At 70.4% G+C, this 17,931-nt stretch carries 17 protein-coding genes and 4 pseudogenes; 9 read left to right on the forward strand and 12 right to left on the reverse strand.

Annotation, left to right across the window (positions count from 1 at the left end):
• Positions 1 to 20 precede the first annotated feature (20 nt).
• The gene (locus ACZ8AI_RS08205) at positions 21 to 839 is read left to right on the forward strand and encodes a transglycosylase domain-containing protein (RefSeq protein ID WP_464857878.1); all 819 of its coding nucleotides are present in this window, start codon (positions 21 to 23) and stop codon (positions 837 to 839) included.
• Between the two features lie 112 nt (positions 840 to 951).
• Here the strand turns inward: ACZ8AI_RS08205 and ACZ8AI_RS08210 are convergent, their stop codons facing one another.
• Positions 952 to 1,191 carry a hypothetical protein gene (locus ACZ8AI_RS08210; protein WP_464857879.1) on the reverse strand — a complete coding sequence of 80 codons (240 nt, stop codon included), beginning with the start codon at positions 1,189 to 1,191 and terminating at the stop codon, positions 952 to 954.
• Positions 1,192 to 1,349: 158 nt separating this feature from the next.
• Between ACZ8AI_RS08210 and ACZ8AI_RS08215 the strand changes: the two genes are divergently transcribed.
• Positions 1,350 to 2,072, forward strand: a complete 723-nt coding sequence (locus ACZ8AI_RS08215) for a penicillin-binding transpeptidase domain-containing protein (protein ID WP_464857880.1) — start codon at positions 1,350 to 1,352, stop codon at positions 2,070 to 2,072.
• Between the two features lie 79 nt (positions 2,073 to 2,151).
• Here the strand turns inward: ACZ8AI_RS08215 and ACZ8AI_RS08220 are convergent, their stop codons facing one another.
• From ACZ8AI_RS08220 to ACZ8AI_RS08240, 5 genes and pseudogenes are all read right to left on the reverse strand, one after another.
• Positions 2,152 to 2,799 (reverse strand): ABC transporter substrate-binding protein, encoded by a 648-nt coding sequence (locus ACZ8AI_RS08220; RefSeq protein WP_464858125.1) that lies wholly within the window; start codon positions 2,797 to 2,799, stop codon positions 2,152 to 2,154.
• Positions 2,796 to 2,972: a hypothetical protein gene (locus ACZ8AI_RS08225; protein WP_464857881.1), complete on the reverse strand. Its 177-nt coding sequence runs from the start codon at positions 2,970 to 2,972 to the stop codon at positions 2,796 to 2,798. The genes ACZ8AI_RS08220 and ACZ8AI_RS08225 overlap by 4 nt, the downstream gene beginning before the upstream one ends.
• Before the next feature lie 79 nt (positions 2,973 to 3,051).
• On the reverse strand, positions 3,052 to 4,068 hold the full coding sequence (locus ACZ8AI_RS08230; RefSeq protein WP_464857882.1) for an ABC transporter ATP-binding protein: 1,017 nt from the start codon (positions 4,066 to 4,068) through the stop codon (positions 3,052 to 3,054).
• The gene (locus ACZ8AI_RS08235) at positions 4,065 to 5,063 is read right to left on the reverse strand and encodes a FecCD family ABC transporter permease (RefSeq protein ID WP_464857883.1); all 999 of its coding nucleotides are present in this window, start codon (positions 5,061 to 5,063) and stop codon (positions 4,065 to 4,067) included. Before ACZ8AI_RS08235 ends, ACZ8AI_RS08230 begins: the two co-directional genes overlap by 4 nt.
• 126 nt (positions 5,064 to 5,189) lie before the next feature.
• Positions 5,190 to 6,115 (reverse strand): annotated as a pseudogene (locus ACZ8AI_RS08240) (FecCD family ABC transporter permease).
• Positions 6,116 to 6,379: 264 nt separating this feature from the next.
• Between ACZ8AI_RS08240 and ACZ8AI_RS08245 the strand changes: the two are divergent.
• A pseudogene (locus ACZ8AI_RS08245) lies at positions 6,380 to 6,580 on the forward strand (siderophore-interacting protein); the annotation flags it as partial.
• Positions 6,581 to 6,737: 157 nt separating this feature from the next.
• The gene (locus tag ACZ8AI_RS08250; RefSeq protein ID WP_464857884.1) at positions 6,738 to 7,127 is read left to right on the forward strand and encodes a siderophore-interacting protein; all 390 of its coding nucleotides are present in this window, start codon (positions 6,738 to 6,740) and stop codon (positions 7,125 to 7,127) included.
• A gap of 153 nt (positions 7,128 to 7,280) precedes the next feature.
• On the opposite strand, the gene ACZ8AI_RS08255 is transcribed toward ACZ8AI_RS08250, so the two are convergent.
• Genes ACZ8AI_RS08255 through ACZ8AI_RS08265 form a run of 3 tightly spaced genes read right to left on the reverse strand, consistent with a single transcriptional unit; the run spans position 7,281 to position 10,117 of the window.
• Positions 7,281 to 8,195: a carbohydrate ABC transporter permease gene (locus ACZ8AI_RS08255; RefSeq protein ID WP_464857885.1), complete on the reverse strand. Its 915-nt coding sequence runs from the start codon at positions 8,193 to 8,195 to the stop codon at positions 7,281 to 7,283.
• 1 nt (position 8,196) lies between these two features.
• Positions 8,197 to 9,162, reverse strand: a complete 966-nt coding sequence (locus ACZ8AI_RS08260) for a carbohydrate ABC transporter permease (protein WP_071291369.1) — start codon at positions 9,160 to 9,162, stop codon at positions 8,197 to 8,199.
• A 1-nt stretch (position 9,163) separates the two neighbouring features.
• Complete coding sequence (locus ACZ8AI_RS08265; protein WP_464857886.1) at positions 9,164 to 10,117, reverse strand: hypothetical protein; 954 nt, start codon at positions 10,115 to 10,117, stop codon at positions 9,164 to 9,166.
• Positions 10,118 to 10,848: 731 nt separating this feature from the next.
• Between ACZ8AI_RS08265 and ACZ8AI_RS08270 the strand changes: the two are divergent.
• Together ACZ8AI_RS08270 and ACZ8AI_RS08275 are read left to right on the forward strand one after the other, a co-directional pair.
• Positions 10,849 to 11,556, forward strand: a pseudogene (locus ACZ8AI_RS08270) (alpha-L-arabinofuranosidase); the annotation flags it as partial.
• Between the two features lie 181 nt (positions 11,557 to 11,737).
• On the forward strand, positions 11,738 to 12,235 hold the full coding sequence (locus tag ACZ8AI_RS08275; RefSeq protein WP_464858126.1) for an alpha-L-arabinofuranosidase C-terminal domain-containing protein: 498 nt from the start codon (positions 11,738 to 11,740) through the stop codon (positions 12,233 to 12,235).
• 685 nt (positions 12,236 to 12,920) lie between these two features.
• Here the strand turns inward: ACZ8AI_RS08275 and ACZ8AI_RS08280 are convergent.
• From ACZ8AI_RS08280 to ACZ8AI_RS08290, 3 genes are all read right to left on the reverse strand, one after another.
• A complete protein-coding gene (locus ACZ8AI_RS08280; RefSeq protein ID WP_464857887.1) occupies positions 12,921 to 13,214 on the reverse strand; it encodes a hypothetical protein in 294 nt (97 codons plus the stop codon).
• A 132-nt stretch (positions 13,215 to 13,346) separates the two neighbouring features.
• Positions 13,347 to 13,661: a substrate-binding domain-containing protein gene (locus ACZ8AI_RS08285; protein WP_464858127.1), complete on the reverse strand. Its 315-nt coding sequence runs from the start codon at positions 13,659 to 13,661 to the stop codon at positions 13,347 to 13,349.
• A gap of 1 nt (position 13,662) precedes the next feature.
• Positions 13,663 to 14,337: a LacI family DNA-binding transcriptional regulator gene (locus tag ACZ8AI_RS08290; protein WP_464857888.1), complete on the reverse strand. Its 675-nt coding sequence runs from the start codon at positions 14,335 to 14,337 to the stop codon at positions 13,663 to 13,665.
• A 209-nt stretch (positions 14,338 to 14,546) separates the two neighbouring features.
• Here ACZ8AI_RS08290 and ACZ8AI_RS08295 point away from each other — a divergent pair, with 209 nt between their 5' ends.
• From ACZ8AI_RS08295 to ACZ8AI_RS08305, 3 genes and pseudogenes are all read left to right on the forward strand, one after another.
• A complete protein-coding gene (locus ACZ8AI_RS08295; RefSeq protein WP_071291365.1) occupies positions 14,547 to 15,482 on the forward strand; it encodes a carbohydrate ABC transporter permease in 936 nt (311 codons plus the stop codon).
• 180 nt (positions 15,483 to 15,662) lie between these two features.
• A complete protein-coding gene (locus ACZ8AI_RS08300) occupies positions 15,663 to 16,472 on the forward strand; it encodes a carbohydrate ABC transporter permease (RefSeq protein WP_071291385.1) in 810 nt (269 codons plus the stop codon).
• Positions 16,473 to 16,575: 103 nt separating this feature from the next.
• Positions 16,576 to 17,911, forward strand: a pseudogene (locus ACZ8AI_RS08305) (ABC transporter substrate-binding protein).
• The last annotated feature ends 20 nt before the right edge of the window (positions 17,912 to 17,931 follow it).

Raw genomic sequence — 17,931 nt, forward strand, 5'->3', positions numbered from 1 at the left:
CGACGGGGGAGGCCCACGGGATGGCATTCAGACGAGCAGGGGGAGCCGCGCTCGGCTTCGTGGGCGGCAGTGTGCTCGCCGGGTTGCTGGTGGGGGTCGGCGTCACACCGGTGCTCGCGGTCGCCGGGGTCGGGACGAGCTCGGCGATCGGCGTGTTCGACTCGTTGCCGGAGTACATCCGGATCGGCGACCTGCCGCAGCGCAACGAGGTCTGGGCGTACCGCGGCGGCAAGCCGGTGCGGCTGGCGAACGTGTGGGACCAGAACCGCCAGGAGCTCTCGTTCGACCAGATCAGCGACCAGCTGAAGCACGCCGCGGTCGACGGCGGGGACAAGCGCTTCTACGAGACCGGCGGCATCGACGCGACGTCGATGGTCCGGTCGCTCGTGAGCGTGGTGGCTGCGAAGGGCAAGGGCGGCTCCGGCGGCTCGACGCTGACGATGCAGCTCGTCCGGAACATCAAGATCCAGCAGGCGAGCGAGTTGCCCACCGAGGAGGAGCGCGCCGCCGCGTTCAAGGAGGCGACGAAGCGCACCCCGGACCGCAAGCTCGCCGAGATGAAGCTCGCGATCGGGCTGGCCAAGGAGTACTCCAAGAAGGAGATCCTCACCGCGTACCTCAACATCGCCTACTTCGGCGACCAGACCTACGGCGTGCAGGCCGCGGCGCAGCGCTACTACGGCAAGGACGCCACCGACCTGAGCCCGGCCGAGGCGGCGTCCCTCGTCGCGATCGTGCAGTGGCCCGAGCGACGCGACCTGTCGAAGCCCGCCCACTACAACGACAACGTCGCCCGGCGGGACGTCATCCTGCGCTCGATGCACGCGCAGGACACCTGACCCGGGCCGAGCTCACCGAGGCGCTCGCGGCGAAGCCGACCGACTACGTCCGGCTCACCGCCCCGCAGCAGGGGTGCGAGGCGGTCGCCCACGGCGCCGAGTTCTTCTGCGACTACGCGGTCCGGGTCGCGAAGGAGCTGCAGCAGCTCGGCCCGACCGCGGACCGCCGCGCGGACGCCTGGCGGACCGGCGGGTACCGCATCCAGACCACGCTCGACCTCGACCTGAACGCGCAGCAGAAGGCGCTGCTCGACCAGTACGACCCGAACACCGAGTCGCGGTTCGCGCTCGGGGCGACGCTCGACACCGTCGAGGCCGGCACGGGCCGCGTGCTGACGATGGCGCAGAACACGGACTACGACCGGTCCGAACGGGCTCCGGCGACCGCCACCTCGCTCAACTACGCGACCGACCGGGCGTACGGCGGCTCGAGCGGGTTCCAGGTCGGCTCGACCTACAAGATGTTCACCCTGTTGGCAGTGGCTCGCGTCGGGCAGGAGCCCGGACGCGATGGTGAACGGCACGCGGCACACCCAGACGACGTGGACGCAGTGCGGGCAGACCATCGAGCGGGCGTGGACGCCGAAGAACGACTCCCCGGGGCAGCGGGGGATGTACTCCGTGCGGAACGCGACGGCGCAGTCCGTGAACGCCGCGTACTCGTCGATGGCGGCGCAGCTCGACCTGTGCGACATCCGCGACGTCGCCGCGCGACTCGGCGTGCACCCGGCGCGGGGCGGCGACCTGCCGGCGAACCCGGCAGCCGTGCTCGGCACGACGAGCATCGCACCGCTGACGATGGCGGCCGCCTACGCCGGTGTCGCGAACGGTGGCGTGTACTGCGCGCCCGTCGTGATCGACCAGGTGACGGGTCCGGACGGCGAGCAGCTCGGCGGTCAGGCGAAGGCGTGCGGGCAGGCGGTGCCCGCGGACGTCGCCGCGACCGCGTTCGAGGTGATGCAGGGCGCCTTCCGCGGCGGGACGGCGAGCGGCGGACAGACCCCGGACGGGGCGACGCTGTTCGGCAAGACCGGCACCACCGACGAGGCGGACCAGATCTGGTTGGTCGGCGGGACCTCGCGTGCCGTGACCGCGTACTGGCAGGGCAACACCGACGGCGGGAAGACGAACCTCCGGCACTACTCGAACGGCGAGGGGACCTACGCCGGCACCCGGGCCGCCGTCTGGCGGCAGGCGCAGACGGCGGTGAACGCGGCCGTGCCGGTCGGCTGACGATCCAGACGCAACGGCGGACGGCCTGGAGGCGCGGTGCCGGCTGGCACCGCGCCTCCAGGCCGTCGGACGGTTGCGTCTAGGACAGCTGCTTGCTGTCCTCGAGCCAGCCCGCGAGCTTCTGCATGTAGTCCGCCTGCGACGCGTAGTCGAGCGCCGGGAAGGTCCAGCTGTGCACCTGGCCCGCCTGGAGGGCGGCGTTGTCGGCGAACGTCGGCTGCTTCTCGAGGTCGGCGACCTGGTAACCCTGCTGCGACAGCAGCAGCACGTCGCCGCTGATCTGGCCCGCGTTCTCCCACGAGTAGATGCCCCAGTAGAAGCCCTTCGGCTTCGGGTTCACGAAGTCGACGCCGAACGACGAGTACATCTGCAGCAGCGGCTCGTCGGTCGGACGGGTGACGTAGGCGCCGTCGCCGTCGGCGTACATGGAGACGACCGACAGGTCCTTCTCCTTCGCGACCTGCTCGAGCTCGTCGCCGGCGGTGTCGAAGCGCTTCTCGGCGGCCTCGATCGTCGACTCCTTCGCGCCGAGCGACTCGGACAGATCGGCGATCTTCTCGATGACGTCCTCGCCCTTGCCGCCCCACTTGACCTGGACGACGGGCGCGATGGCCTCGATCTGCTGCTCCTGCTCCTTGTCCTTGAAGCCGTAGCCGGGCTGCGTCGTGTCGAGCGTGCCCTGCTCGTCGGTCGGGTAGACCGAGGTGACGACGAGGTCGGGCTTCAGGGCCGCGAGCTGCTCGCGAGGTCGATGTCGCCGTAGCCGGTGCCGAGCTGCGTGATGCCGTCGGTGTCGAGTCCCGTGAAGCGGGCGTCCTTCGCCATGGTCAGCTGGCCGAAGGTGCCGATCGGCTTCAGGCCGTACTCGACGAACGAGATCGCGATGTCGTTGAGGACCACGACGCGCTTCGGGGTGTGGTCGACCTTGACGGTGGTGCCGGTGGCGTCCTCGTAGGACCAGGCCTTGTCCGCGGCGGCGTCACCGTTGCCGGCGCGGTCGCCGTCGTCCGAGGCCGTTCGCGCCGGAGCAGCCGGTGAGGAGGAGGGCCGAGACGGCCACGGAGGTCACGAGGGCGGCTCGGAGGGAGCCGCGGCGGGGGATCTTCACGTTAGGAGAGGCTAACCCTAAGTTCCGAGCGGTCGCCAGTGTTCGTTCGGTTTCTCCGGCTCGGGTGGCGTCGTGCTCGTCCGCTTCGGGGACGATCATCGGCGCGCCCGTGACCGGGTCGGCGAGGACGCGGGCGTGCAGACCGAAGGCGCGCTCGAGCAGTGCGGGCGTGAGGACCTTGGCCGGGGTGCCGTCGGCAGCGACCCCGCCGTCGTGCAGGACGACGAGCCGGTCCGAGTACCGCGCCGCGAGGGACAGGTCGTGCAGGACCATCACCACGGTCGACCCCTGCTCGCGGTTGAGGCGACGGACGAGCCGGAGGACCTCGAGCTGGTGCGCCAGGTCGAGGTACGTGGTCGGCTCGTCGAGCAGGAGCGTCTCCGCCTGCTGCGCCACGACCAGGGCGATCCAGGCGCGCTGTCGCTGACCGCCGGACAGGCTCGCGACGTCGCGGTGCGCCACCTCGGTCAGACCGGTCGCCGCGATGGCCTGCTCGGCGACGTCGGCGTCGTCCGCCGTCCACGGCTTCGCCCACGACTGGTGCGGGTTGCGGCCGCGCATCACCAGGTCGAGCACGCTCGTGCCGGCCGGTGCGACGAGGGACTGCGGCAGGATCGCGAGCTTCCGCGCGACGGCCCGGTTGTGCTCCTTGCGGATCGGGACGCCGTCGAGGTGGACCTCGCCGGCCTGGGGCTTCAGGACCCGGCCGAAGGCCTTCAGCAGCGTCGACTTCCCGCAGCCGTTCGCGCCGAGGAACGTCGTCACCGTGCCGCGCTCGATGCGCAGGTCGAGGTCGACCAGGACCGGGTGCTTGTCGTAGCCGACGGACAGGCCGCGGGCCTCGAGCACGGGCACACCGCCGTCCGGTCCTGCTGCGTTCGTGGTCATCGGGACATCTCCTTGCGGTGACGGATGAGGAGCCAGATCAGGTACGGGGCGCCGATCACGGTGGTGATGATGCCGACCGGCACCTGCCACGGGAACGCCGACCGGGCGAGGAGGTCCGCGGCGAGCACGAGCACCGCACCGAGCGCCCCGGCGAGGAGCAGCGGCGGCCGGTTCGTCCCCGCGAGCCGGAGCCCGATCTGCGGGACCACGAACGCCACGAACCCGACCGGGCCGGCGGCGGCGACCGCGGCGGCGGTCAGGACGACCGCGAGCGCGATGACGATCAGCCGGTGCCGCTGCACGGCCAGACCGACGCCCGTCGCGACCTCGTCGCCGAGCTGCCCGATGCCGAGGGCCGCACTGGTCGCGAGGGCGAGCGGCACCGCGACGACGGCGACGGCGACGAGCGGCCAGACGCTCGACCACGACGTGCTCGACAGGCTGCCCACGAGCCACTGCGACGCGGCGGCCGCCACGGTGATCTTCGCGCGGACGAGCAGGTAGCTGGTGACGGCGTCGAGCGTGGCGCTCACCCCGATGCCGACGAGGACGAGGCGGTAGCTCTGCACCCCGCCGCGCCACCCGAGCCCGTACACGGCGACGGCGGCGACGAGGGCACCGATCGTCGCGGCGACCGGGATGCCGCCGCCGAGCACGATCGACGACACCGAGTACGTCCCGCCACCGAACACGATCGCTGCCACGGCTCCGACGCTCGCGCCGGCGGTCACGCCGATGATGTCCGGGGTACCGAGCGGGTTCCGCGTGAATGTCTGGGTCAGCGCGCCGGCGACCCCGAGGGTCAGCCCGACGAGCGCGCCGGTGAGCACCCGCGGGAGTCGGAGGGTCTCGACGATGAAGGCGTCCGGCCCCGACTCGAGGCCGAGCAGGGAGCGGACGACGGTGCCGGGGGCGATCCAGGTCGACCCGATGGCGACCCCGAGGACGACCAGCACGACCACGGCGCCGAGCGACCCCACCGTGTACCAGAACACCCGCGGGCGCCGAGGCGAGCCCGACCGGGCCGACGACGATGCCGCGGCGACCGGCGGCGGTCCTCGTCGCGGCCGTGGTGTCCGTGGCCTTCGCACGGCTGCCCGGACGCGTCGTGTCCGCCGCGCTCACAGGGACACCAGCGACCGGCGTCGGGCGACGGCGACGAACACCGGACCGCCGATGACCGCGAGGACGATGCCGACCTCGACCTCGGAGAACCCGCCGATCAGACGACCGACCACGTCCGCGAGCAGCACGAGCGCGGCGCCGACGATCCCGGACACCGGCAGCGTCCAGCGGTGCCGGTCCCGACGAGGGCACGGGCGACGTGCGGCACGGTCAGGCCGACGAAGCCGATCGGGCCGGCGGCCGCGGTGGCACCGGCGGCGAGCAGCGTGATCGCACCGAGTCCGACCAGCCGGGCGACGAGGACGTTCTCGCCGAGCCCCTTCGCCAGTTCGGTGCCGAGGCCCAGGGCGTCGAGCGCCCGGACGTTGAGGACGGCGAGGACGAGCCCGGCGACGAGGAACGGCCACACCGCGCCGAGTACGTCGAGCTGCCGCGCGGCGAGCGACCCGACGACCCAGAGCCGGTACGCGTCGAGCGAGGCCTGGTCGGTGAGCACCACGAACGAGGTCAGCGCGCCGAGGAGTGCCGAGACCGCCGCCCCGGCCAGGGCCAGCGGCACCGGGCTGGCCGTGCCGCTGCCCGCGATCGTCACCGAGAACACGACGACGCTCGCGACGAGCGCCCCGACGAGCGCGAACCAGACCGTGGCGCCGGTGCTCGTCACGCCGAAGACGTAGACGCCGACCACGACGGCCAGTCCGGCACCCGACGAGACGCCGAACAGGCCGGGGTCGGCCAGCGGGTTGCGGGTGTGCCCCTGCATGAGGAGCCCGGCGATGCCGAGGGCCGCACCGACCGCGGCGCCGATGAGCGTGCGCGGGACCCGGGAGCCCCAGACGATCGCCTCGTCCGTGCTGCTCCCCGTCCGCAACAGGCCGGCGACCACCTGGTCGACACCGATCCGGTTGCTGCCGAGGAGCATGCTCGCGACCGCGACCAGGACGAGCGCCACGACGAGCCCGACGATCACGAGGACCCGGCGACGGACCGCGGCGCGGTGGACGCCGAGCGCGGCGATCGGGTCGGTCTCGCGGGGCTGCGGGACGGACGCCAGGGCGGGAGAGGGGCTGGCACGCAGGACATCTTGGGTTAGCCTTGCCTCATGGCGAAGACCCCGCGGCTCCTGCCCGAGAACCCCCGGCTCTTCCGCGCACGTGTCCTCCGGAGCGCGCGGGCCGCCCCCTCGATGCAGCGCGTCACGGTCACCGGTGACGACCTGCACGAGTTCCCGTTCCTCGGGTTCGACCACTGGTTCCGCCTGTTCGTCCAGCGCCCCGACCAGGACGCCTTCCGGATGCCGGACCTCGACGGCAAGAAGTGGTGGCCGACGTTCCTCACGATCCCCGAGGACGTCCGCCCGCACTGCGCGAACTACACGGTCGCCGCGTACCGCCTGCTGCCCGACGGCACCGCCGAGCTCGACATCGACTTCGTCGTGCACACCGACGCCGACGGCGAACCCGAGGGGCCGCGCCGCGATCTGGGCCTGCGCCGCCCGTGCCGGCGACGAGCTCGCCCTGCTCGACCAGGGCTGCATCTTCGACGTGCCGGACGGCACGAGCGAGGTGATCGTCGCGGCCGAGGAGACCGGGCTGCCCGGCGTCGTCGGCATCGCCGCCTCGTTGCCGCGCCACACCGTCGGCCGCATCATCCAAGAGGTCCCGACCGCCGCGGACATCCGCGACCTCGACGCCCCCACCGGGGTGCAGGTGACGTGGATCGTCCGGCAGCCGGGCACGGTCCCCGGCAGCGGTGCGCTCGCCGAGCTGCAGCGGTACGTCCCCGCCGACGACCGGTGCTACGCCTTCGTCGTGGGGGAGTCGACGCTCGCCACCGAGGGGCGCCGACACCTGCACCGTGCGGGCCTGCCGAAGTCGCGCATCACGTTCTCGGGCTTCTGGAAGCACGAGGTGCGCAAGCACGCGCACGCCTGACCCTCGTCGAGGGAGCAGGAATCGTCGACTCCCGGGGCGGGACCCGACGATTCCTGCTCCTCGACTGCGACCTCGCGTCCTCGAAACGACAGGGAGACGGACTGGAGGCGCGGTGCCGGCTGGCACCGCGCCTCCAGTCCGTCGTGGGTGGCGTCAGCCCTTCAGACCGGACCCGGTCACACCCTCGACGATCTGCCGCTGGAAGATCGGGTACAGGATGATCAGCGGCAGCGCCGCCAGGATCGCCCCGGCCTGGATGTCCGCGTAGCGCTGACCGAAGCTGCCCTGGACCGTGGCGAGCCCGACCGGGATCGTCATGAGGTCCGGGTTCGACAGCACGAACAGCGGCAGCAGCAGGTTGTTCCAGACCCCGACGAAGGTCAGGATCGTCACCGCCGCGATCACCGGACGCGACAGCGGCAGGATGACCGACCAGTAGACCTTCCAGATGCCCGCACCGTCGATGCGCGCCGCCTCTTCCAGCTCCTTCGGGATGCCGTCGAAGAACTGCTTGAAGATGAACACCGCGATCACGGCCGGCACCTGCGGGAAGATCACCGACCAGTAGGTGTTGAGCAGGCCGACGGCGTTGAGCTCCTGGAAGATCGGGATGATCAGCACCTGCGTCGGGATCATGATCCCGAGGATGATGAGCAGGAACGCGACGTTCCGGCCGCGGAACACGAGCCGGGACAGCGCGAACGCGGCCATCGACGCGAACAGCACGGTGAGCACCGCGGTGATCACGCTGGTGATGGCGCTGGCGAGGTACCAGTTCCAGATGTCGCCGGCCCCGAACAGTGCTGCGTACGAGTGCAGCGTCGGGTTCCAGTTCGACAGGATCGAGTTCGCGCCCAGGGCGGCGACACCGTTGTCCGACAGCGAGGTCTTCAGCGCGAAGACGCTCGGGATGAGCCAGATGATCGCGAAGACCGTGAGGATGATCGCGGCGACGGTGTTGAAGCCCCGGCCCGAGACGCCGATCTTCGCGGCGTTCGCGGGTGCGGCGGCCGAGACGCCGTTGCGGAGCTTGGCACGGGGCGTCGTGATGCTCTCGGTGGTGGTCATGTCAGGCCCCGATCTCACGCTTGGCGGCAGCGCGCTCGACGAGCTGCCGGATGACCGCGATCGCGACGATCACGATGAACAGGAGCACCGACGCGGCCGATGCGGCTCCGAGTCGGTTGTCGGTGAACCCGACGCCGGTGATGAGCTGCAGCGAGACCTGGGTCGAGATGCCCGGCCCGCCGTTCGTCATCAGGTACACCTGGTCGAAGATCTTCAGGCTCGCGATCACCTGCAGCAGGATGACCAGGGTCGTCGTGCGGCCGAGGAGCGGCAGGGTGATCGACTTGATCTGCTGCCAGCTCGAGGCACCGTCGACGGCGGCCGCCTCGTACAGCTCGCGGGGGATCTCCTGCAGACCGGCCAGGTACAGCACGAAGTTGAACCCGAGCGTCCACCAGACGGTGGCGATCGCGACACCGATCATCGCGGTGTTCGGGCTCGCCAGCATGCCGGCCCCGGGGGTCAGCCCGATCAGCGACTGCATGCTCGCCCACAGGCCGGTGGACGGCGTGAAGATGAACACCCAGATCAGCGAGATCGTCGCCGACGGCAGGATGAACGGCAGGAAGAACGCCAGGCGGAAGAACCACTGGCCGCGGTTCATCCGGTTCGTCAGGACGGCGAAGACGAACGCCAGGATGACGAGCGGCGGCGTCGTGTACAGCGTGAACTGCAGCGTGTGCCAGAGCGACGACCAGAAGTCGGCGCGTCCGAGCATCTCGGAGTAGTTCGCGAACCCGGCGAAGCTGCCGAGCCCGGTGCGGACGGTCGAGGTGTTGAAGAAGCTCGAGACGATCATCCAGACCGTCGGGCCGAGCAGGAAGGCCAGGTAGAACAGGCCGAAGGGGGCGAGGAACAGCCAGCCGCTGCGGCCCTGGCCGCGGGTGAGGCTGGTGCGGTAGGTGCGGGCCCGCCGGGGCGGCGCGGCCGCGTCCGTGGGGCGGTCGAGGACAGGTGCTGTGGTCACGTCATCGTGCCTTTCGCGCGGTGTTCACGTCGGTGTGCCGGGCGTCCTGGTGCCGGCTCTGGTGCCTGGTCTGGTGCCTGGTCACAGCGGGCTCGGGGTGTTGAGGTAGGTCGCGAGCTGGTCCTTGATCGCGCTGAGTGCCTGCGCGGGCGAACTGCTGCCCTGCTGCACGAGGGCGAGCTGCGCGCCGACGGTGTTCTCGAACGTGGAGCCGGACCCGCCGTACCAGGCCGGGTCGTCGAACACCGCGGTCTCGGCGGCCGAGGCGTAGTTCGACTGCGGCGTCAGCTTCTTGTACGCCGTGCTGTCGAACGTCGGCATGTACGCCGGCACGTGTCCGCCCTGCGCCCACGTCAGGCTCTGCTCGAGCATCTGCTTGATGAAGAGCATGTGCGCCTTGCGCTGCTCGGGCGTCCGGTCCTTCCGCGGCAGGATGAACGTGTGCGAGTCGGCCTGGGTCGCCGGCTTGTCGAAGAGCTGGGGGATCGGCGCCATGCCGAACTTGCAGGCCCTTGATCGACTGCGCCGTGCTGATCTCCCACTCGCCCTGCATGAAGAAGCCGGCCTTGCCGGTGAACATCAGCGTCTGTGCGGTGGCGTAGTCGAGGCCCTTGTTCAGCCAGCCGTTCTTGACCCACTTCTGGGTCATGTCGGTGACCTTCGTGTAGGCGTCCTCGTTGACGGTGAGCTTCGAGCCGCCGTCGCTGATGAACAGGGTCGACCCCTCGATCTGGTTGTACATCGTCCAGAAGAAGCGCCACGGGGTCGCGATCTCGCTGACGTTCGCGACGTTGAGGGCCGTGCCCCCGGTGACCTTCGCGACCGCGGCGAGCGCCTTCTCGAAGGCGTCGATGCCGGTCAGGTCCTTGAGCTTGCCGTCCGAGTCGATCAGGCCGGCCTTCTGGCAGACGTCGACGTTGTAGAAGAGCACGAACGGGTGGGTGTCGAGCGGCACGCAGATGTTGTTGCCGTCGGTCTTCTGCGCCGCCCAGGCCTTCTGGTTGAAGTCGCTGGCGCTGAGGCCGACGCTCGCCAGGTCGTCGCTGGTGATCGGGTCGAGCAGGTCGCCGTCCCAGAGCGGCTTCGCCCGGGTCAGGTGGGCGATCCGCGACGTCCGGCGGCTTGTTCCCGACGGTGGCCAGTGTCACCTTCGAGTAGTACGGGTTGCCCCACGCGAAGGTCGTCGCCTGCAGCGGGGACGATCCGCCGTGCTGCTTGGCGTAGCCGGCTTCCATGTCCTGCATGCGCAGTCCGTCGCCGCCGCCGAAGAGGTTCCAGAAGACGAGCGTCTCGGGGTTGAGCGGAGCGCCGGCGACGCCGGCGGCGAGGGACTCGAGCAGGCGGCGAGCGGCAGCACCGTGGCGGCGGCTGCTCCTGCGGCGAGGAGGCTTCGCCGTGTGAAGGCGCCGCCTCGGGATTGCGGGGTGGGTACAGCGATTCGGTTCGGCATGGCATCACTCCATCGGGACGGGCCGAGTCGGAGCAGGGTCGGTGCTCCGTGAGCGCTCACATTAGCGCGCGCCCCGACGTGCCGCCACTGTTTTCGCCGACGTCGCACCCGATCTGTGACCTTCGTGCACGGCCCCTTTCGTGTCGCGCGGAAAGCCGCTAGCGTTTCGGGGACGTGAGCGCTCACTTTGACGAGGGGCCGCTCGCTCCGCTGCACCGCACGATCGAAGGAGATCCATGCCCCGCACACACCTCGTCCTCGACGCCGCCTTCACCGTGGGGCCGGTGCGACGTCGCCTCTTCGGCGGGTTCGTCGAGCACCTCGGACGCCACGTCTACGACGGCATCCACGAGCCCGCGCACGAGACCGCCGACGAGCACGGCTTCCGTCGTGACGTGATCGACCTCGTCAAGGAGCTCAACGTCTCGGCCATCCGCTACCCCGGCGGCAACTTCGTCTCCGGCTACAAGTGGGAGGACGGCGTCGGCCCCGTCGAACAGCGCCCCCGCCGTCTCGACCTCGCCTGGCACTCCACCGAGACGAACGAGGTCGGCCTGCACGAGTTCCAGCACTGGCTCGACCAGGTCGGCTCGGAGCTCATGCTCGCCGTGAACCTCGGCACCCGCGGCACGCAGGATGCCATCGAGCTCCTCGAGTACGCGAACATCGACGCCGGCACCGCGCTGTCCGAGTACCGCCGCTCGAACGGCCGCCAGGAGCCCTTCGCCATCAAGATGTGGTGCCTCGGCAACGAGATGGACGGCCCGTGGCAGCTCGGTCACAAGAACGCCGAGGACTACGGCAAGCTCGCGGCGATGACCGCGAAGGCCATGCGCCAGATCCAGCCCGACCTCGAGCTCGTCGCCTGCGGTTCCTCCGGGGCGTCGATGCCGACGTTCGGCGAGTGGGAGCGCACCGTCCTCGAGCACACCTACGACGACGTCGACTACATCTCCGCGCACGCCTACTACGAGGAGGGCGACGACCTGTCGTCGTTCCTCGCGTCCGGCGTCAACATGGACCACTTCATCAAGACCGTCACGACGGCCGCCGACCACGTGCAGGCCGCAGAAGAAGTCCGACAAGCGCATCGACATCTCGTTCGACGAGTGGAACGTCTGGTCGATCAGCAAGTGGAACGAGCAGCAGAAGACGTTCGGGCCGCAGGACTGGCCGGTCGCCCCGCGTCTGCTCGAGGACGTCTACACCGTCGCCGACGCCGTCGTCGTCGGTGGTCTGCTCATCTCGCTCCTCCGCCACGCGGACCGCGTCGCCTCGGCGTCGATCGCGCAGCTCGTCAACGTGATCGGACCGATCATGACCGAGCCCGGCGGCCCGGCCTGGCGCCAGACCACGTTCTTCCCGTTCTCGCTCACCTCGCGGCTCGCCAACGGCACGTCGCTGCAGGTGAAGGCCTCGGAAGTGACACGGTCGACGGCGGCAAGTACGGCGAGGTCCCGGTGGTCGACTCGGCCGCCACGGTCTCCGACGACGGCGCCGCGGTGTTCCTGGTCAACCGGCACCCGTCCGAGAGCACCACGGTCACGATCGACCTCGCCGGCCTGTCGGCTGACGGGGACGTCCGCGCCGAGGGTGTCTGGGACGACGACCTGCACGCGGTGAACGACCTGTCGAACACGGAGCGCGTCGGCCTCCGTACGAACGACACCGTCCGTCGCGAGGGCGACACCATCACGATCGAGCTGCCGCCGGTCTCCTGGACCGCCGTGTCGATCGGCTGAGGCGCCTCGGCGCACGCTGCGGCGGGCGTCGAGTGAGCACAGAGGGCGTCGGGTCCGCGCAGCGGCTCCGGCGCCCTCTCTCCGCGGCGGCGCCGTCCGCGGCGGCGCCGTCCGCGGCGGCGCCGTCCGTGGGGGCGTGCTCGTCACGCGCTCAGCGACAGTTCACGGGTCGGATCCCGCGTGAGGTGTCGGTCGGCGCGAAGAGTCGCGCTGCGGGCCGGCGCGCGGGACCGCCGGGAGGCGCCTGGCGGGCTGGCACCGCGCCTCCTGTCCGGCGGTCTGCTGCGTCCACGGCGCGGGCTGACCGCACGGGGGTGGGCGACAGTTCGCGGGTCGGATCGCGCGTGAGGTGTCGGTCGGCGCGAAGAGTCGCGCTGCGGGCCGGCGCGCGGGACCGCCGGGAGGCGCCTGGCGGGCTGGCACCGCGCCTCCTGTCCGGCGGGCCGCTGCGTCCACGGCGCGGGCTGACCGCACGGGTTGGGCGACAGTTCACGGGTCGGATCGCGCGTGAGGTGTCGGTGGGGGCGAAGAGTCGCCGCGCCAGGCCCGCACGGAGGGGCAGTCCGTCAGGAGGTCGGCGGCGGCGTGCTCCGGACGGCGCGTGCGCGCCAGGTGATCTCCTCGACGAAGGCGGCGGTGTCCGGGCCGAGCGGATCGTCGGGGGCGTCCTCCACGAGGATGCCGAGGGCGGGGGCGAGCAGGAACGAGGTGGTCGTCGTGCTGCCGAACGCGTCGACGGTCGGGACGGCCACGGTGTCCGCGAGTCCGGCGTGCGCGAGTGCGGCGGCGTAGTCGAGGACTGCTTCGGCGGCTTCGTCGGTGGTCAGGACGGCGGTGAGGCCGTAGACGATGTTCTTCATGATCCGTCAGCCGTGGTGGAGGAGTGAGGCGTCCCGCGAGGGTCGTACTCCGGAGACACGGAGGCGTCGCATACCCGAGGCCGGACAGCGAACCGGCACATCCGCCACGGTACGCCTGTCCGACTGGATGCGTCAGTGTGCGGGCGGGGCCGCGGTGCTCGACCGGACGACCAGGCGCACGGGAACGAGGTCGGCGGTAGCCCGCACGGGCTGCCCCTCGATCTGGGCGAGGAGGTTCGTGACGGCGCGACGCCCGACCTCGTCGAAGGACTGGTGCACGGTGGTGAGCGGCGGCCAGAACGAGTCGGACTCGGGGGAGTCGTCGAAGCCCACGACGCTCAGGGTCTCCGGGACGGCGCGGCCGAGCTCGTGTGCGGCCCGGAGGACGCCGAGCGCGGTCTGGTCGTTGGCGGCGAACACGGCGGTGATCTCCGGGCGCCCGGCGATCTCACGGCCCGCGCGGTACCCGGACTCGGAGCTCCACCCCGCCGTGGAACACCGGCGGGACGGTGCGCCCCGCGGCTTCGAGCGTGGCCTGCCAGGCGGCGAGCCGACGTGCGGCGGAGTAGGACGACGTGGGGCCGGCGACGTGCCAGACCGTGTCGTGCCCGAGGTCGAGCAGGTGCTGCGTGGCCTGCCGTGCGCCGTCGGCCTGGTCGGTGTCGATCGCGGGGTGGTCGGTGCTGCCGGTGGAGTCGACGATGACCATCGGGACGCCGTCGGGCAGGACGACCTCGGCGGTGTCGATGATGTGCGACTCGATGATGATCACCACGCCGTCGACCGCCTGTTCGTGCAGGCGGGAGAACGCCGAGCGGACGCCCTCTTCGGTGCGCGAGGCCATCGGCAGCAGCGTGATGGTGAAGTCGGCGGCCCCGGCGGCGTCGGCGATCGCCTCGAGCGTGCGCATGTTGCCGAACGAGGCGAGCGTGAACATGATCACGCCGATGGTCCGGAAGCGCCCGGACCGCAGCGCGCGGGCGGCGCGGTTGGGGCGGTAGCCGAGGTCGTCCATGACGCGCTGCACGCGGTCGCGGGTGTCCGGGGAGACGTTGTCGAAGCCGCGTGCCACGCGCGACACCGTCTGCATCGAGACCCCGGCGGCTTCGGCCACGGCGGCCATCGAGGGGAGCGACGCGCTGCGGCGGACAGCTCGGTCGTCACGGTCGCCCCTTCCGTCGAGGACCGGGCGGCTCCGCCCGGTCCCAGCCGGGCAGCGGACCCGGCGTCCCCCGAACGCTAGCGCATGTTGACGTTGCCATGCTATCGTCGCGGCGTTCGATGTTGACGTCAACATCGGACGGTCGTACTGCAGCAGGACAAGGGAGTTCCATGAGCACGCTCGAAGCGCGCCCGGCCGGTGCCACGACACCGACCGCGTCACCGCGCCGCCGCGCCAAGCCGCGCGGCCGCTTCACCGGCTGGCTCTTCGTCGGCCCGTTCGTCGTCGTCCTCGTGGCGATGCTCATCGTCCCGATCGGGTACGCCCTCTGGCTGAGCCTGTTCCGCGACCAGCTCATCGGCGGCAACCAGTTCGTCTGGTTCGCCAACTACGTCCAGCTCTTCCAGGACGCCAAGTTCTGGTCGGGTCTCGGCCGGGTCGCGCTGTTCCTCGTCGTGCAGGTGCCGATCATGCTCGGGCTCGCGCTGGTCGCCGCCCTCGCGCTCGACAGCGCCCGGCTCTGGGGCACGTCGTTCTTCCGCATCGCCGTGTTCCTGCCGTACGCGGTCCCCGGCGTCGTCGCCGCGCTCATCTGGGGCTTCATCTACGGCAACCAGTTCGGCCTGACGGGCACCGCGAACACCGCGCTCGGCATCGACCTGCTGCAGCCGTTCAGCCCCGACTGGGTCCTCACGTCGATCGGCAACGTGGTCACGTGGGAGTTCCTCGGCTACAACATGCTGATCTTCTACGCAGCCCTCCGCGTCGTCCCCGGTGACCTGTACGAGGCCGCCGAGCTCGACGGCGCCGGCCCCCTCCGCACGGTGTTCTCCATCAAGCTCCCGGCCCTCCGCGGCCCGATGGTGATCGCCACGATCTTCTCGATCATCGGCAGCTTCCAGCTCTTCAACGAGCCGAACCTGCTGAAGACCCTCGCCCCGAACGTCATCGGCAGCGCCTTCACCCCGAACATGTACGCCTACTCGCTGTCGTTCAGCGGCCAGCAGTTCAACTACTCCGCGACCGTCGCCATCGTCATGGGTGTCATCACCGCCGTGATCGCCTACGTCGTCCAGGTCCGCGGAACCCGCCAGGAGAACCGATGAGCACCCTGCAACACCCCGGCAACCCGGCGGCCACGCCGGCCACGGTCCACCGAGGCGACCACGACGCAACGCGACCCGCGCGACCGGGCGAGCCGCGCCTCCAGGCCGACACGGACCCGCCGCCTGCGCAACGGGATCGACGGACGCAAGCCGAAGCGCTCCGGTCTCCTGACCGCCGTGATGGTCGTCTTCGTCGTCTACTCGTTCGCGCCGCTGTTCTACCTGCTGGTCAACAGCACGAAGACGCAGTCGTCGCTGCTGTCGACGTTCGGCCTCTGGTTCGGCGGCAAGTTCAACCTCTGGCAGAACATCGTCGACACGCTGACCTACAACGACGGCATCTTCGTCCAGTGGCTCGGCAACACGCTCCTCTACGTCGTCGTCGGGGCCGGCGGTGCGACCCTGCTCGCCACCGTCGCCGGCTACGGCATGGCGAAGTTCCAGTTCGTCGGCCGCCGAGCGGTGTTCGCCGTGGTGCTCGGCGCGATCGCCGTCCCCGGCACCGCGCTGGCCGTCCCGACGTTCCTGCTGTTCTCGCAGTTCGGGCTGACGAACACCCCGTGGGCGATCATCCTGCCGTCGCTCATCAGCCCGTTCGGGATGTACCTGATCTGGACCTACGCGGTCGACGCGATCCCCGCCGAACTCCTCGAGGCCGCCCGCATGGACGGCGCCGGTGAGTTCCGGATCTTCTTCACCATCGCGCTCCGCCTGCTCGCACCGGGTGTCGTCACCGTCCTGCTGTTCGCCGTCGTCGCCACCTGGAACAACTACTTCCTGCCGCTCATCATGCTGAGCGACCCGAAGTGGTACCCGCTCACGGTCGGGCTGAACCAGTGGAACGCGCAGGCGACCGGCTCCGGCGCGCAGCCGATCTACAACCTCGTCGTCACCGGGTCGCTCCTCACGATCATCCCGATCGTGGTCGCGTTCCTCTTCCTCCAGCGCTTCTGGCAGTCCGGCCTCGCGGCCGGGTCCGTCAAGGCCTGATCCGTCGGCCTGGAGGCGCGGGGCGGCCCCGCCACACGCCTCCCGGCCCGGCACGCAGCAGCTCCACCACCCCCCCCAACACGAAGAAGTGAAAGGCACCCGAATGCACAAGCGCATCCGGCGCGGGCTCAGCGCCCTCGCCATCGGCGTCACCGCCGCCATCGCCCTGGCGGCCTGCGCCTCCGGCGGCTCGTCGTCGAGCGGTTCCTCGGACGACATCGACAAGGCGCTCAAGGACGGTGGCACCCTGACCTACTGGTCCTGGACCCCCTCCGCCAAGGCCCAGGTCGCCGCGTTCGAGAAGCAGTACCCCAAGGTGAAGGTCAAGCTCGTCAACGCCGGCACCGGTGCCGACCAGTACACGAAGCTGCAGAACACGATCAAGGCCGGCTCGGGCGCCCCCGACGTCGCGCAGGTCGAGTACTACGCGCTCCCGCAGTTCGCACTGTCCGACTCGCTCCTCGACCTGTCGTCGTACGGGTTCGGCGACCTGAAGGACGAGTTCGCCGCGAGCACCTGGAGCTCGGTGTCGATGGACGGCAAGGTCTACGGCCTGCCGCAGGACTCCGGCCCCATGGCGCTGTTCTACAACAAGAAGGTGTTCGACGAGCACGACATCGCCGTGCCGAAGACGTGGGACGAGTACGTCGCCGCGGCGAAGAAGCTGCACGCCGCCGATCCGAAGGCCTACATCACCGCCGACTCCGGCGACGCGGGCTTCACCACGAGCATGATCGCCCAGGCCGGTGGCACCCCCTTCACCACCAAGGGCGACAAGGTCACGATCAACCTGCAGGACGCCGGCACCAAGAAGTGGACGAGCACCTGGAACGAGCTCGTCGAGCAGGGCCTGCTGTCGAAGACCGTGGGCTGGAGCGACGACTGGTACAAGCAGCTCGGCAACGGCCAGATCGCCACGCTGATCACCGGCGCCTGGATGCCCGGCAACCTCGAGGCGAGCGTCGCCGACGCGTCCGGTGACTGGCGCGTCGCCCCGATGCCGACGTACGACGGCAGCGCAGCGCAGACGGCCAACAACGGCGGCAGCGCCGAGGCCGTGCTGAAGCGAGTCGAAGAACCCGGCCCTCGCCGCCGGCTTCCTCAAGTGGCTGAACTCCTCGAAGGAGTCGACCGGGGTCTTCATGAAGTCCGGCGGGTTCCCGTCGACGACGGCCGACCTCGACTCGTCCGCGTTCCTCGACGAGAAGCCGGAGTACTTCGGCGGCCAGCAGATCAACAAGGTGCTCGTCGACGCGTCGAAGTCCTCGGACAACGACTTCACCTACCTGCCGTACCAGGTGTACGCGAACAGCGTCTTCGCGGACACGGTCGGGCAGTCGTACGAGAACGGCACCTCGCTCGAGAGCGGTCTCGCGGCCTGGCAGAAGGCCCTCGCCAAGTACGGCAAGGACCAGGGCTTCACGGTCTCGACCAAGTAGCCAACCCACCCCTCGGCGGG

Source organism: Curtobacterium sp. AC273 (assembly GCF_979253735.1).

Bases quoted from the DNA above. Each gene is read 5' to 3' on its own strand.
- ACZ8AI_RS08205 (WP_464857878.1), top strand. From the start codon at position 21: ATGGCATTCAGACGAGCAGGGGGAGCCGCGCTCGGCTTCGTGGGCGGC.
- ACZ8AI_RS08215 (WP_464857880.1), top strand. From the start codon at position 1,350: ATGGTGAACGGCACGCGGCACACCCAGACGACGTGGACGCAGTGCGGG.
- ACZ8AI_RS08230 (WP_464857882.1), bottom strand. From the start codon at position 4,068: ATGACCACGAACGCAGCAGGACCGGACGGCGGTGTGCCCGTGCTCGAG.
- ACZ8AI_RS08255 (WP_464857885.1), bottom strand. From the start codon at position 8,195: ATGACCACCACCGAGAGCATCACGACGCCCCGTGCCAAGCTCCGCAAC.
- ACZ8AI_RS08280 (WP_464857887.1), bottom strand. From the start codon at position 13,214: ATGAAGAACATCGTCTACGGCCTCACCGCCGTCCTGACCACCGACGAA.
- ACZ8AI_RS08290 (WP_464857888.1), bottom strand. From the start codon at position 14,337: ATGGCCGCCGTGGCCGAAGCCGCCGGGGTCTCGATGCAGACGGTGTCG.
- ACZ8AI_RS08295 (WP_071291365.1), top strand. From the start codon at position 14,547: ATGAGCACGCTCGAAGCGCGCCCGGCCGGTGCCACGACACCGACCGCG.
- ACZ8AI_RS08300 (WP_071291385.1), top strand. From the start codon at position 15,663: ATGGTCGTCTTCGTCGTCTACTCGTTCGCGCCGCTGTTCTACCTGCTG.